This is a genomic window from Sphingomonas sp., assembly GCF_039595165.1.
Taxonomy (GTDB): Bacteria; Pseudomonadota; Alphaproteobacteria; order Sphingomonadales; family Sphingomonadaceae; genus Sphingomonas.
The window spans coordinates 1-11,662 of sequence record NZ_JBCNMA010000109.1 but is presented as its reverse complement, the minus strand read 5'-3'; the positions used below and the strand labels follow the sequence as shown (position 1 = coordinate 11,662).

14 protein-coding genes are annotated in these 11,662 nt (G+C 67.1%); 8 read left to right on the top strand and 6 right to left on the bottom strand.

Annotation, left to right across the window (positions count from 1 at the left end; all coding sequences use genetic code 11):
• The coding region (locus ABDV68_RS15165; RefSeq protein WP_343520940.1) for an NADPH:quinone oxidoreductase family protein at positions 1 to 804 on the top strand (804 nt) is incomplete at its 5' end.
• A 27-nt stretch (positions 805 to 831) separates the two neighbouring features.
• Here ABDV68_RS15165 and ABDV68_RS15160 read toward each other — a convergent pair.
• The 3 genes from ABDV68_RS15160 to ABDV68_RS15150 form a co-directional block, all read right to left on the bottom strand.
• Entirely contained in the window at positions 832 to 1,767 is a 936-nt protein-coding gene (locus tag ABDV68_RS15160; protein ID WP_343520939.1) for a DUF817 domain-containing protein, read from the bottom strand.
• 112 nt (positions 1,768 to 1,879) lie between these two features.
• Positions 1,880 to 2,326, bottom strand: a complete 447-nt coding sequence (locus tag ABDV68_RS15155; RefSeq protein WP_343520938.1) for an SRPBCC domain-containing protein — start codon at positions 2,324 to 2,326, stop codon at positions 1,880 to 1,882.
• A gap of 99 nt (positions 2,327 to 2,425) precedes the next feature.
• A complete protein-coding gene (locus ABDV68_RS15150) occupies positions 2,426 to 3,268 on the bottom strand; it encodes a MoxR family ATPase (protein WP_343520937.1) in 843 nt (280 codons plus the stop codon).
• A 142-nt stretch (positions 3,269 to 3,410) separates the two neighbouring features.
• Here ABDV68_RS15150 and ABDV68_RS15145 point away from each other — a divergent pair, with 142 nt between their 5' ends.
• Positions 3,411 to 3,854: an MliC family protein gene (locus tag ABDV68_RS15145; protein WP_343520936.1), complete on the top strand. Its 444-nt coding sequence runs from the start codon at positions 3,411 to 3,413 to the stop codon at positions 3,852 to 3,854.
• A gap of 67 nt (positions 3,855 to 3,921) precedes the next feature.
• Here the strand turns inward: ABDV68_RS15145 and ABDV68_RS15140 are convergent, their stop codons facing one another.
• Positions 3,922 to 4,536, bottom strand: a complete 615-nt coding sequence (locus tag ABDV68_RS15140; RefSeq protein WP_343520935.1) for a hypothetical protein — start codon at positions 4,534 to 4,536, stop codon at positions 3,922 to 3,924.
• Positions 4,537 to 4,960: 424 nt separating this feature from the next.
• Here ABDV68_RS15140 and ABDV68_RS15135 point away from each other — a divergent pair, with 424 nt between their 5' ends.
• Genes ABDV68_RS15135 through ABDV68_RS15120 form a run of 4 tightly spaced genes read left to right on the top strand, consistent with a single transcriptional unit; the run spans position 4,961 to position 8,620 of the window.
• Positions 4,961 to 5,575 carry a TetR/AcrR family transcriptional regulator gene (locus ABDV68_RS15135; RefSeq protein ID WP_343520934.1) on the top strand — a complete coding sequence of 205 codons (615 nt, stop codon included), beginning with the start codon at positions 4,961 to 4,963 and terminating at the stop codon, positions 5,573 to 5,575.
• Positions 5,572 to 6,540, top strand: coding sequence for an HlyD family efflux transporter periplasmic adaptor subunit (locus ABDV68_RS15130; RefSeq protein WP_343520933.1), 969 nt, complete (start codon positions 5,572 to 5,574; stop codon positions 6,538 to 6,540). The genes ABDV68_RS15135 and ABDV68_RS15130 overlap by 4 nt, the downstream gene beginning before the upstream one ends.
• Positions 6,537 to 7,484 (top strand): ABC transporter ATP-binding protein, encoded by a 948-nt coding sequence (locus ABDV68_RS15125; protein ID WP_343520932.1) that lies wholly within the window; start codon positions 6,537 to 6,539, stop codon positions 7,482 to 7,484. The genes ABDV68_RS15130 and ABDV68_RS15125 overlap by 4 nt, the downstream gene beginning before the upstream one ends.
• On the top strand, positions 7,481 to 8,620 hold the full coding sequence (locus ABDV68_RS15120; RefSeq protein WP_343520930.1) for an ABC transporter permease: 1,140 nt from the start codon (positions 7,481 to 7,483) through the stop codon (positions 8,618 to 8,620). Before ABDV68_RS15125 ends, ABDV68_RS15120 begins: the two co-directional genes overlap by 4 nt.
• 3 nt (positions 8,621 to 8,623) lie before the next feature.
• Here the strand turns inward: ABDV68_RS15120 and ABDV68_RS15115 are convergent, their stop codons facing one another.
• Positions 8,624 to 9,730, bottom strand: coding sequence for a hypothetical protein (locus ABDV68_RS15115; RefSeq protein ID WP_343520928.1), 1,107 nt, complete (start codon positions 9,728 to 9,730; stop codon positions 8,624 to 8,626).
• 143 nt (positions 9,731 to 9,873) lie between these two features.
• Here ABDV68_RS15115 and ABDV68_RS15110 point away from each other — a divergent pair, with 143 nt between their 5' ends.
• Positions 9,874 to 10,218 carry a metalloregulator ArsR/SmtB family transcription factor gene (locus ABDV68_RS15110; protein WP_343520927.1) on the top strand — a complete coding sequence of 115 codons (345 nt, stop codon included), beginning with the start codon at positions 9,874 to 9,876 and terminating at the stop codon, positions 10,216 to 10,218.
• On the top strand, positions 10,205 to 10,690 hold the full coding sequence (locus tag ABDV68_RS15105; RefSeq protein ID WP_343520926.1) for an SRPBCC domain-containing protein: 486 nt from the start codon (positions 10,205 to 10,207) through the stop codon (positions 10,688 to 10,690). Before ABDV68_RS15110 ends, ABDV68_RS15105 begins: the two co-directional genes overlap by 14 nt.
• 64 nt (positions 10,691 to 10,754) lie before the next feature.
• Here the strand turns inward: ABDV68_RS15105 and rpoD are convergent.
• A partial coding sequence (gene rpoD / locus ABDV68_RS15100; RefSeq protein ID WP_343520925.1) for an RNA polymerase sigma factor RpoD occupies positions 10,755 to 11,662 on the bottom strand: 908 nt, incomplete at its 5' end.

Sequence of the window (11,662 nt, the reverse complement as noted above, 5' to 3'; positions counted from 1 at the left end):
GGCGTGGTCGAGTCGGTGGGGGAGGGGGTCACCGACCTTTCGCCCGGCGACCGCGTGCTCGGCGCGACCGGCTGGAACGGCCTTGCGGAGCGGGTCGCGGTCGATCGCCGCCGCCTCTACCGACTCCCGAAAGGGCACAGCTTCGAACAGGGCGCTTCCTTGCTGATGACCTATGGCACGAGCATTCACGCGTTGCTCGACCGCGGGCGCCTGAAAGCGGGCGACACGCTGCTGATCCTGGGCGCGGCGGGCGGCATTGGTCTCTCGGCGATCGAGCTCGGCAAGGCGTTCGGCGCGCGCGTCGTCGCGGCGGTGTCGAGCGAGGAAAAAGCGGCCGCCGCGAAGGCCGCTGGCGCCGACGAGACCGTCGTCTATGGCCGTGCCCCCTTCGACAAGGACCAATCCAGGGCGCTTGCCGAGCAGTTCAAGGCCGCGGTCGGCCCGGACGGCGCGCAGGTGATCTACGATCCCGTCGGCGGCGACTATGCCGAGCCCGCGCTGCGCTCGATCGGCTGGGAAGGACGCTATCTCGTCGTCGGCTTTCCGGCGGGCATCCCCAAGCTCCCGCTCAACTTGACGTTGCTCAAGAGTTGCGACGTGTGCGGCGTGTTCTGGGGCGCCTTCGCCGCGCGCGACCCCAAGGCCAACGCCGCGCATGTCGAGCACCTCTTCCGCCTGTGGGAGGAGGGGAAGATCAACCCCCATGTCAGCGAGACCTTCGCGTTCGAGGACGGCGGCAAGGCGATCGCGAAGCTCGCAAGCCGCGGTGCGATCGGAAAACTGGTGGTGAAGGTCGCGAATTGAGAATCCACCACCTTGCAATGTTGGATTTCAACTGCTTCGATCAGGTTCGCTCTTCGAATCGTCGATCCGGCCAAAGGTTACAGTTTCGAGCGGGATTCGCGTAACTTCGTCAACTTCGGGCGAGTCCCCGCGCTCGCGATGCACCAGCGACACCAGCACGAACGAGATGATCATCAGCAGATACCACGCGCCGAGCTTGCCGGGGTGGACCATCGCCCAGCCATTCTCCTGCCCCGGATAGAGCCAGGCGCGCGAGAAGGTGCCGATATTCTCGGCGAGCCAGATGAACAGCGCGACCAGCAGCCAGCCGATCAGCAGCGGCATCCAGCGCTCGGTGCGGAACGGCATGAATCGCACCCGGGTCCGCCAGAAGAGCAGCGCGGTGGCCGCGAACAGCGCGATGCGGATATCGGGCAGCCAATGGTGTGCGAAGAAGTTGATGTAGATCGCCGCCGCCAATGCATAGCTCGCCCAGCGCGGCGGATAATGGTCGAAACGGAAGTGGAAGATGCGCCAGACGCGCGCGATGTAGCTGCCTACCGCCGCATACATGAAGCCCGAGAACAGCGGGACGTCGCCGATCCGCAACAGGCTCGGCTCGGGATAGAGCCACGAGCCGTGCGCGGTCTTGAACAGCTCCATCACCGTGCCGACGGCATGGAAGGCGAGGATCACCTTGGCTTCGTTCCAGCTCTCCAGCCGGAAGGCGAGCATGGCGAGCTGGATCGTCACGGCGCCGATCGTCAGGAAATCGTAGCGCGCCAGCGGCGCGTTCGCGGGGTAGAAGAAATGCGTGGCGAGCAGCAAGGCGAGCATCAGCGCCCCGAACAGGCACGCCCAGCCCTGCTTGAACCCGAACAGCAGGAACTCGTAGAGCGCGCCCTGCCAGCCCGAAGTCGGCTGCGCCGCTTCGAGCCGGGCGCGGATACGGGCAAAGCGGGTGGCGCCGGCCGGGTCGGTCAATCGTCTTGCCCTTCTTCAGTCGCGCCGAGCTTGTTTCAGCATCCGCCGCGCCGCAAGCCGCTAACGCACTTGCCGGCGGCGGACACCGAAACGACGCCCTTGCTGACGGGCCTCAATAGCCCCTGTGCGTGATGTGCACGTCGTTGGGATAGGGCGCGCCGATCCCGGTCTCGAGCGCTGCCTTGAGGCTCATCAGGAACATCGCCCATTTGGTGGTGCAGGTGTGCATGAACTCGTTCTGCTCCCGCCAGCCGGAATGCTTGAACAGCACCGCGACGTCGTCGCCGTCCTGCGACAGGTCGAAGCCGATCCGCGTGCCGAGCCAGGATTCCGGGCCTTCGATCACTTCCCACAGCACGCGCTGCTCGGGTTCCAGCTCGATCACCTTGACGCCGTTGAAGCCGTGCTCGCCGAAGCGGAAACCGATCTCGCCGCCGACGGCGCTGCTGCCACTTGTGTCGGTCGTCCACCAGGTCGAGAGGCCGTCGATCGTGGCGAGTGCGGCATAGGCCTGGGCGGGCGTGGCCTTGATCGCCACCTTGTGCAGGATATCGGGCATTGCAATTCTCCGTTGGTTGCGCCGTTCGAGCGGCTGCACCATCGGATAGGCCCGAGCGCGCGGGCGGTGAGAGTTACAATGCTGGCGCGATTGCCCGCGCTACTTCGCCCGCCGCGACATGAACGCCAGCCGCTCGAACAGCATCACGTCCTGCTCGTTCTTGAGCAGCGCGCCGTGCAGCGGCGGGATCGCCTTGCTGGGATCGCGCGACTGGAGCACGTCGAGCGGCATATCCTCGTGCAGCAGCAGCTTGAGCCAGTCGAGCAGCTCGCTGGTGGAAGGCTTCTTCTTGAGCCCCGGCACCTCGCGGATGTCGTAGAAGATGTCCATCGCCTTGCTCACCAGCAGCTTCTGGATGCCGGGGAAATGGACGTCGACGATCGCCTGCATCGTCTCGCGGTCGGGGAATCTGATATAGTGGAAGAAGCAGCGGCGCAGGAACGCGTCGGGCAGCTCCTTCTCGTTGTTGCTGGTGATCACCACGATCGGCCGCTCGGCGGCGCGTACCGTCTCGCCGGTCTCGTAGACATGGAATTCCATGCGATCGAGTTCCTGGAGCAAGTCGTTGGGGAATTCGATATCGGCCTTGTCGATCTCGTCGATCAGCAGCACGGGCAGGGTGGGGGAGGTGAAAGCCTCCCACAGCTTGCCGCGGCGGATATAGTTGGAGATGTCGTGGACGCGCTCCTCGCCGAGCTGCCCGTCGCGCAGCCGGGCGACCGCGTCATACTCGTACAGGCCCTGATGCGCCTTGGTCGTCGATTTGACGTTCCACTCGATCAGCGGCGCGCCCACCGCCTTGGCGATCTCGTACGCCAGCACGGTCTTCCCCGTGCCCGGCTCGCCCTTGACCAGCAGCGGGCGGCGCAACGTCACCGCGGCGTTGACCGCGACTTTGAGGTCGTCGGTGGCGATATAGCTCTGGGTGCCTTCGAAGCGCATGCGGGTCCCCGATCGGAAGATCGGGTATGGCGGTAGCTGGACCAGGGCCCGGGATGCAAGCTGTTTGCCTGTCGTGCGCCGCTCCCGTAGAACTTCGGCGCGGCCCGACTCCACGCCGCGCATGCAGAGAGAGGAACGTTCGATGCCGAAGCTGTATACCGGATCCCTGCTTGTCTCTCCCCTTGTGGGCCTCGTGCTCCTCGCCGGCTGCGGCCAGAAGCCCGCGACCGCTCCGGCCAACGGGACGACCGACACGACCGCGGTGGCAAACGAGACCACCGCGCCGCCCGTCGTTCCGCCGCAGACCGTGGCCTATGACTGCATGCCCGCGCTGCTGCTCAGCGCGACCTATGACACCAGCGTCACCCCCGCCAAGGCCAAGCTGATGATCGGCGACAAGAGCTACGAGCTGACCGGCGTCCAGGCCGCGAGCGGTGCGAAATATGCTACCGACCAGGGGCGCTCCGCCGGCAAGACGCTGGTCTGGTGGACCAAGGGCGAGGAAGGCACGCTGTTCGAGGGCAAGGTCGGCGGCACCGAGGCCGACGAGAAGAAGGTTTCGAGCTGCAGCCCGCGCCGCAGCTGATCCGCGAAGGGCGGGGCGTGGTTGCCGCGCTCCCGCCTGTTCAGCAGATAGCGATCGGCAGACGGGGTCAGTGCGCGTCGCGGGCCGATGCGCGCGCTTCGAGCACGTCCCACAGGCCGCGATGCTGGGCGAGCATCTGCTGCGCGCCGAACAGCATCGCGCGCTCGACCGGCAGCGTCGCGGCGAGCGCGTCGATCACCGTCGCGGTCTCGAACGCCGGGGGCAGGGCGGAGGCGGGCGGGTCGATCCCCAGCCGCTCTCCGGCGATGTTCAGCAGTGCACGGATCGCGGGCCAGTCGAGCACCAGCGCGAGCACCGTGCCGTCGGCGCAGCCCGTGCGGTCGGACTGGGCCAGCATATCGAGCGCGTGGCGCTGGGCCGCGATCGCCGCTTCGGACTGGGCCTGGCCGGGCGTGCTCGGCAACGGCCCGGCCGCGGCGACGAGGCGGACGATATAAGCGCGCTCGGCGGCGAAGCCCGCGGCCGCCTCCGCCATCCACGCCGCCGTGGCACCTTCGTGCGAATGCTCGAGCGCCTGCTCGATCACGTCAGGGTGACGCGCGTGGAGCAGGCAGAACTGGTGCACGACATCGGACAGGTCGCGCATCGGCGCGACGCCGGTGGCGAGGCGCGCGAGAAAGCGATGGCTCGCGCTGCCGTCGGCGGCGACCAGTGCCGTCAACGTGCCCGAAGCTCCGCCTAGTCCCGCCGTCTGCACCGACTCCAACGCCATAGGTCCCCACGCTCGCTTCGCACCAGCCGCTCCGGCGCTTGTGAATCCCCTGTGATCCACAGGTCTATACCGAAGCACGTAAAGACGTGGTTGATGCGCGATTTACCGCGCCGACGGGTGTGGAAAACTCGACAGATGCTGATGCGAATAGCGGCCTCGCGTGCGACGAGGGTCACCTCGCCACCATATTCCGGCGGGAATCCAAGCTCTTGTTGCCATCCGGGAGCGTGTCGAAGGCCTGCCCTTGATCGGGAAGATTCCGGTGCCGCGACGCCGGGGAAAACGGGCGATGGCCGAAAGGCGAAGTTCTGAACGGCGTGACAACCCGTCGAGGGGCCTTTTCAATAACTGACGCGTCAGTTATTTATGACCCATGCCCCGCCGCACCCCGCCAGATCGCCGCGAATCGATCCTCACCGCCGCGCGGACTGAGTTCGCCGCACGCGGCTATGCGGGCACGCGAATGGAGGACGTGGCGGCGCGGGTCGGTATCTCCAAGGCGGCGCTCTACCTCCAGTTCGCCGACAAGGCGGCGCTGTTCCGCGAGCTGGTCGACTGGATGCTCGCCACCCGGCTGCCCGCCGCGCTGCCGCCCGAGATGGAGTCGGCGCCGCCGTCCGCACAGCTCCAGGCGCTGGTGCGGTTCGGCGCAAGCCAACTCGCCCAGCCCGAGATCGCGTTCCTGCCCCGCCTGGTGATCGGCGAGGGTGGCAATTTCCCCGAAATGGCGCGCACCTATCACGATCGCGCGGTGAGCCGCATCCTGACCCTGGTGGAGAACATCATCGCGCGCGGGGTCGCGTGCGGGGAGTTCCGTACGGTCGACCCGCATCTGGCGGCGCGTAGCGTGGGCGGGGCGCTGCTGCTCGGCGCGCTGTGGAAGACGGTGTTCGAGCCGGTCGGCGCCGAGCCGGTGGAGATGGAGGCGCTCGCCGCCTCGCATCTCGATATCGTTCTGAACGGGCTTCTCGCGGGAGTGCGCGCATGAAACGGATTTTGCCGCTGGTGGTGATCGGACTGGCGGTTCTCGCCGGCCTGGTCTGGTTCGCCTTCGGACGCGACGACGGGCCCGAGCCATGGCTCGGCTATGTCGAGGGCGAGGCGATCGAGGTCGCCGCGCCGGTCTCCGGCCAACTCGCCAGCCTCGCCGTGCAGCGCGGCGGGCAGGTAATGGCGGGACAGGCGCTGTTCGCGCTCAATCCGGAGACGACCGCGGCGGAGTTGCGGCGGCTCGAAGCGCAGCTCGCCACCGCGCGTGCCCAGCGCGACGACCTGACCAAGGCGCGCCAGCGGCCCGCCGAGCTCGACATCGCCCGCGCCCAGCAGGCGGCGGCGCGCGCCGAAGTGACGCGCACCGCGCGCGACTATCAGCGGATCGCGACGCTCGCCCAGCGCGGCTTCGCGACCAAGGTCCAGCTCGATGCCGCGCGCGCCGCGGCCGAGAGCGCCCGTGCTTCGCTCAGCCAGGCGCAGGCGAGCGAGGCCTCGGGCGAGCTCGCCGGCCGCACTGACCAGATCGCCGCCGCCGACGCGCAGATCACCGCGGCCGAGGCCGCGATCGCGGCGCAGCGGCGGCGCGGCGCGGAGATCGCGCCCGCCGCGCCGATCGCCGCGCTGGTCGAGCAGACCTATTTCAACCCGGGCGAATGGGTGCCTGCCAACACGCCGGTCGTGCGCCTGCTCCCGCCCGGCCGGGTGAAGATCCGCTTCTACGCGCCGCAGGAGGCGATTTCAGCGCTGAAGCCGGGGTCGAAGGTGCGCGTCAGCTGCGATGGCTGCGGCGAGCCGGTTGCCGCGACCGTCCGATACGTCGCGCCTCAGGCGGAGTTCACCCCGCCGGTGATCTATTCCGAACGCGCCCGCGCCAAGCTCGTCTTCCTGGTCGAGGCCTATCCCGATGCCGGAGTCGAGCGGCTGCGCCCCGGCCTGCCGGTCGAGGTCCATCCGCGATGAGCGACGCGCCCGCGATCGACGTCAACGGGCTGATCAAGAAGTTCGGCAACCGCACGGTGGTCGACAAGTTCAGCCTCGAGGTGGCGCGGGGCCGCATCTGCGGGTTCCTCGGCCCCAACGGTTCGGGCAAGACCACCACGCTGCGCATGATCTGCGGCCTGCTCATCCCCGACGGCGGGGAGGGCACCGTGCTCGGCCTCGACCTGCGCACCCAGCGCGAGCTGATCAAGCTCAAGATCGGCTACATGACTCAGCGCTTCGGGCTGTTCGAGGACCTGACGATCCGCGAGAATCTCGCCTTCGTCGCCGACGCCTATGGCCTCGACGGCAAGAACGCCCGCGTCACCGCCGCGCTCGAACGGCTCGGGCTCGAGACCCGCGCCGACCAGCTCGCCGGCACGCTGTCGGGCGGGTGGAAGCAGCGCCTCGCGCTCGCCGCCTGCGTGCTCCACGATCCCGAGATCCTGCTGCTCGACGAACCCACCGCCGGCGTCGACCCGCTCGCCCGGCGCGAATTCTGGGACCAGGTCCATATGCTTTCGGCCGAGGGCACCACCGTGCTCGTCTCGACCCATTATATGGACGAGGCCGAGCGCTGCCATGACATCGCGTACATCGCCTATGGCGTGCTGCTCGCGCGCGGCACGGCGGAGGAGATCGTCGCCGGCTCGGGCCTGGTCGCGCTGGCGGGGGAGGGGCCGGGTGCCGACCGGCTCGCGCCCCGGCTCGAGAACCGGCCCGGCGTCGACATGGCCGCCGCCTTCGGCCCCACGCTCCACGTCTGCGGTCGCGACATGAGCGCCCTCAAGGCCGCCGTCGCCGACGTCGCGCCCGAGATCAGCTGGCGCGAGACCGATCCCACGCTCGAAGACGTCTTCATCCACCTCATGCGCGGCGCGACGGATAATAGCACTGGGGACAACGGCACGCAGGCGCGCGCATGACCGGGAACGTCGTCTTCGCCTGGCGCCGCATCTGGGCGGTCCTCGTCAAGGAGGTCCACCAGCTCCGCCGCGACCCGCTTACCTTCGGCATGGTGGTCGGGCTGCCGTTGGTCCAGCTCATCCTGTTCGGCTTCGCGATCAACAACGATCCCCGCCACCTGCGCGCCGCGCTCGAGATGAACGACCATAGCTCGATCACCCGCACCGTCGAGAATTCGCTTCGCGCCAGCTCCTATTTCGAGCTCGTCCCGGTGACGAAACCGGGGGAGGGTGAGGCGATGCTGCGCCGCGGCTCGGTCCAGTTCCTCATCGTCGTGCCGACCAACTTCACCCGCGATCTCGTCCGCGGCGAGCGGCCGCAGCTCCTCGTCCTCGCCGACGCGACCGATCCCGCCGCCACCGGCAACGCCACTTTCGCGGTCGAGCAGGCGGTGCTCTCGGGCCTGCGCCACGACTTGATCGGGCCGCTCGCGGCGCGCGCCGCGACGCCCTCGCCGGTCGATGTTGTGATCCAGCGCCGCTACAATCCCGAGGGGATCACCAGCCACAACATCGTGCCCGGCCTGCTCGCCGTGGTGCTGTCGATGACGATGGTGATGATGACTTCGATCGCCGTCGCGCGCGAGCGCGAGCGCGGCACGATGGAGAACCTCCTCGCCATGCCGCTGCGCCCGATGGAGGTGATGGCGGGCAAGATCCTGCCCTATGTGCTGATCGGCGCGGCGCAGACGGTGATCATCGTCGTCCTCGCCGGCCTGATCTTCTCGGTCCCGTTCGCCGGCGCCGCCTGGCTGCTGGCGCTCGCCACGCTCGTCTTCATCACGGTGAGCCTGCTGCTCGGCTTCACGCTCTCGACCTTCGCCAAGACCCAGATGCAGGCGATGCAGATGAGCTTCTTCTACATCCTGCCCTCGATCCTGCTCTCGGGCTTCGCCTTCCCCTATGCCGGCATGCCGCGCTGGGCGCAGTGGCTGGGCGAACTGCTGCCGGTCACCCATTATCTCCGCGTGGTGCGCGGGGTGATGCTCAAGGGCTGGGTCGCGAGCGAGGCGCTGACCCAGCTGCTGATCCTTGCGGTGCTGGGCGGGGTGTTCGCGGTAATCGCGATTCGCCGCTACGGCGATACGCTCGAATAGTGCTCACTCGCTGAGCTTCACCTTGACCTTCCCGATCGCCCAGAACGGCTTGTCCTTCATCCGCCCGGTATAGAGGATCGTGTAGACTCCGTTCCCCTCCGCCACCAGGCCGAGCGGGGTGCGGATGTCCGAGGCCCAGTTGTTCGCGTCGCTCTGCACGATCAGCGAGCGGCCCTGGTGCCAGCGGATGCCGTCCTTCGACACGCTGTAGCTTACCGAATTGTTGGGCCGCGCCGGCAGGTCGGGCTGGACCGGCGTGAAGTGGTTGGAATCGTAAAGCGCCATGTAGTGGCCGTTGGGCAGCTTCTCGACGATCGGGTTCTCGATGAACAGGCTCTCGATCGGCGAGGGCTGCTCGCTCGGCACGCGAGTCCATTTGTTCGCGGTCAGGCTGTCGCCCGTCGCGACGCCGACATACCAGGGCGAGACCGGGAAATGGTTGTGGCTGCCGTGCAGCGCCGCCCATTTGTTGTTGCCGATCTTGTAGGGGAAGAAGCTGTCCAGGCCCTGCTGGCCTTCCCACATTGCCGCGTCCTTGCCGCCCGGCGCCATCGATACGTCCGCGTCCTTGTACGGGCCGCCGATGCCCTTGCGGCCCGGCGTCTGCGACACGGCGCGGACCGCGATGCCCTCATAGTCGAGGTTGAGCGCTTCGCTCTTCTCGCGGTTGCCGCCGCGATAGGCGATGTAGAACAGGTTCCAGCGATCGGTCTTCTCGTCGAAGATCACCCCCTGCAGCCACACTTCCGAACGGTGGTTGAGGTGCGACCGGCCGGGCACGCTGTCGACCACGGTGCCCTTGCGCGTCCAGTTGGTCGCGTCGGGGCTGGTCCAGTGGGCGATGCGCAGGTCGAGATGCGGCCGCCCGAACATCTCGGAGATGAAGAGATGGTAGGTGCCGTCGACCTTGAGCGTCATACCGGTCTCGAAGCCGGACTTGTTGTCGCCGAGCTGATTGCTGTCGGGGCCGATCACCGGCGCCTGCGCTTCCTCGATAATAGTCAGCTTCTCGCGGAAGCTGGCGTCGCGCTGGTCGAGATTGTAGTTCTGCGCGGCAACCGAGCCCGGCGCCAACAGTGCCGTCGCGATTGCAATCGTCCGCCCTAGCATCACCATCCCTCCTGATCCGTCATATGATAAGTCATCATACGACTATGCCAGGAGGCACGCGGCTGCAACCGCGCCAGCTGATTTTTCACGCTTGACCATGTCAGACTCGTTATATAACAAGTAAGTTATACAGTGAGGGTGACATGGCCAGTCTCGATTCCGCATTCGCCGCGCTCGCCGATCCGACGCGCCGGGCGATCCTCGCACGGCTAGCGACGGGGGAGGCGACGGTAATGGAGCTCGCCCGGCCGTTCGAGATGACTCAGCCGGCGGTGTCGCGGCACCTCAAGGTGCTCGAAGGCGCCGGGCTGATCGTGCGCCGGGTGGAGGGGACGCGGCGGCCGTGCCGGCTCGCGCCCGCCGCGCTCACCGGGATGGAGGAGTGGCTGTCGATGCTGCGCAAGGCGCTGTCCGCCAATTACGACCGCCTCGACGCGGTCCTCGCCACCATGAACGACCAAGAGGAGAAGACCGATGGCAAAGCTTGATATCCGTACCGAAGGTGAGACCCATGTCGTGGTCACGCGGCGCTTCGCCGCGCCGCCCGAGAAAGTATACCGCGCGCATGTCGAGCCCGAGCTGATCCAGCAATGGATGCTCGGCTGCGACGATGGCTGGACGATGCCGGTATGCATCAACGACGCGCGGCCCGGCGGGCAGATCCGCTACGAGTGGAAGGACGGGGAGGGCAACGGCTTTCACCTGACCGGCGAATATGTCGAGCTCGAGCCCTACAGCCGCATCGTTCATGTCGAACGCATGCACCTGCCCGATCCGACCCCCGACAATCATGTCGAGACGCGGTTCGACGCCGACGGAGCCGGCACGCTGATGACGATGCGCATGACGCTGCCCGACAGCGAGACGCGCGCGGCGATGCTCGCGACCGGCATGGAGCATGGCATGGCGGTGAGCTACGACCGGCTCGACGACCTCACCATGGCGCCGGCCGGGGCCTGAGCGATCGGCAACGAAAAAGGGCGGAGGGATGCCCTCCGCCCTTATCTTCGTCCGGTCTAGCCGTTTACTGGTCGAGGAACGAACGCATCTTACGGCTGCGGCTCGGGTGCTTGAGCTTGCGCAGCGCCTTCGCCTCGATCTGGCGGATGCGCTCGCGGGTCACGCTGAACTGCTGGCCCACTTCCTCGAGCGTGTGATCGGTGTTCATGCCGATGCCGAAGCGCATGCGCAGCACGCGCTCCTCGCGCGGGGTGAGGCTGGCGAGGACGCGGGTGACGGTTTCCTTGAGGTTCGCCTGGATCGCCGCATCCACCGGGATGATCGCGTTCTTGTCCTCGATGAAGTCGCCGAGATGACTGTCCTCTTCGTCGCCGATCGGGGTCTCGAGCGAGATCGGCTCCTTGGCGATCTTCATCACCTTGCGGACCTTCTCGAGCGGCATCGACAGACGCTCGGCCATTTCCTCGGGCGTGGGCTCGCGGCCCTGCTCATGCAGGAACTGGCGGCTGGTGCGGACCAGCTTGTTGATCGTCTCGATCATGTGCACCGGAATACGGATGGTGCGCGCTTGATCGGCGATCGATCGGGTGATCGCCTGACGGATCCACCAGGTGGCGTAGGTGCTGAACTTGTAGCCGCGGCGATACTCGAACTTGTCGACCGCCTTCATCAGGCCAATGTTGCCTTCCTGGATCAGGTCGAGGAACTGCAGGCCGCGGTTGGTGTATTTCTTGGCGATCGAGATCACGAGGCGCAGGTTTGCCTCGACCATTTCCTTCTTGGCGATACGCGCCTCGCGCTCGCCCTTTTGCACCATATTGACGATGCGGCGGAATTCGGTGAGCGCCATGCCGGTCTGCTGGCTGATTTCGCTGACTTCCACACGGATGCGGTCGACCGCCGCGCTCTCGTTTGCTGCGAAGGCTGCCCATTTCTTGTCGAGGCCCGCGACCGAGGTGATGAAGCTCTCAT